This window comes from Stenotrophomonas sp. GbtcB23, from assembly GCF_019091045.1.
Lineage (GTDB): Bacteria > Pseudomonadota > Gammaproteobacteria > Xanthomonadales > Xanthomonadaceae > Stenotrophomonas > Stenotrophomonas rhizophila_A.
In genome coordinates, this window is record NZ_JAGXKC010000118.1 from 1 (window position 1) to 1331 (window position 1331).

At 64.6% G+C, this 1331-nt stretch carries 2 protein-coding genes and 2 pseudogenes; 3 read left to right on the forward strand and 1 reads right to left on the reverse strand.

What is annotated here, in order from left to right; genetic code table 11:
* The 3 genes and pseudogenes from KVS69_RS18250 to KVS69_RS18260 form a co-directional block, all read left to right on the forward strand.
* A pseudogene (locus KVS69_RS18250) lies at positions 1-237 on the forward strand (integrase); the annotation flags it as partial.
* Positions 238-297: 60 nt separating this feature from the next.
* Positions 298-573 carry a hypothetical protein gene (locus KVS69_RS18255; RefSeq protein ID WP_217539414.1) on the forward strand — a complete coding sequence of 92 codons (276 nt, stop codon included), beginning with the start codon at positions 298-300 and terminating at the stop codon, positions 571-573.
* Positions 574-577: 4 nt separating this feature from the next.
* A pseudogene (locus KVS69_RS18260) lies at positions 578-1102 on the forward strand (DNA-binding protein).
* Between the two features lie 16 nt (positions 1103-1118).
* On the opposite strand, the gene KVS69_RS18265 reads toward KVS69_RS18260, so the two are convergent.
* On the reverse strand, positions 1119-1331 hold a 213-nt coding region (locus tag KVS69_RS18265; protein WP_217539415.1), incomplete at its 5' end, for an AlpA family phage regulatory protein.

Below are 1331 nucleotides of genomic sequence, written 5' to 3' on the forward strand. Positions count from 1 at the left end.
TCGACGCTGCTGAATGAGGTGGGCTTCAACCGCGACTGGATCGAGAAGTGCCTAGCGCATGAGGAAGGCGGGCGCTCCTCGCGCTCGGTCTACAACAAGGCCGAGTACGCCGAGCAGCGGCGTCACATGCTGCAGGAGTGGGCCAACATGGTCGATGCCTGGATCGACGGGCAGACCTACATGCCGAAGCTGATGCCGGACAACGTGGTGGTGCCGACGTTGAGCGCGACAGCCTGAAGCAGCGGTTAGGTTGTCACTTGACAACCTAACCGGTCATCCCCATACTGGAGATCACTGATGGCTCGTTCCCCTCATCCGAAGAAGGAGGTCGAGGAAGCTCTCAGGCACGCCGAAGGGCAGGGCTGGCGCGTCGAAGTCGGGGGCAGCCACGCTTGGGGGCGGATGTATTGCCCGTACAACGATGAGGAATGCCGCTGCGGCGAGTTCTGCATCACCAGCGTATGGAGCACGCCGAAGAATCCCGGCAACCACGCGCGCGCCTTGCGGCGCGTCGTGGACAACTGCACCACGCACCGCCAGCAGCGCGTAGCTGACGATGGTGCCAAGGAGTAGCGCGATGGAATACACCTTCACTCTGAAATACCAGCTCACCGATGATGACCGCGACCCGGATGCACTGGTGGAGCGTCTGGGCGAAGCCGGCTGCGACGATGCCTTGGTCGGCATCGGGCAGCCGGGGCGGTTGGCGCTGGAGTTCACCCGCGAGGCAGCGGATGCGGACGAGGCCGTGCGCAGCGCACTGGCCGATGTGCGCCGCGCCGCGCCGACAGCGCGATTGATCGAGGTGGCGCCGGATCTGGTTGGGCTGACCGACGTGGCCGACATCGTGGGCGTGTCGCGGCAGAACATGCGCAAGCTGATGCTGGCGCATCCGGGCAGTTTTCCGGCGCCGGTGCATGAGGGCAGCGCGTCGATCTGGCACTTGGCGGACGTATTGGCCTGGTAGCAGGCCAAGGGCAGTTACTCGCTGGCCAAGGACGTTTTTGAGGTGGCGCGGGTGGCCTTGCAGGTCAACGTGGCGAAGGAGGGACGGCGAGTGCCGCGCTCGGCATCCAAGGCACTGGAAGCCTTGGTTGGATGAGTGCCGCCGCTTGGCCTTACGCCTCGCTCGAACCCGCCCTGACAGGGCGGGTTTTTCGTAGATGGACATCCGGCTTCGAGACGCTGGCGCGAGGAGCATGCTTGCGCTGCTCGATCCACGCTTCCACCTCAGCCAAGTCCCATACGACGCAGCGTGGCGTCAGGTTGAAACGACGCGGGAACTCGCCGCGGCGCACCATTTCATAGATCGTCGTTTCGGCCAGGGGGAC

What these genes read in the sequence shown, in the direction of transcription:
- KVS69_RS18255 (WP_217539414.1), top strand. Translation starts at nt 298, where the DNA reads ATGGCTCGTTCCCCTCATCCGAAGAAGGAGGTCGAGGAAGCTCTCAGG.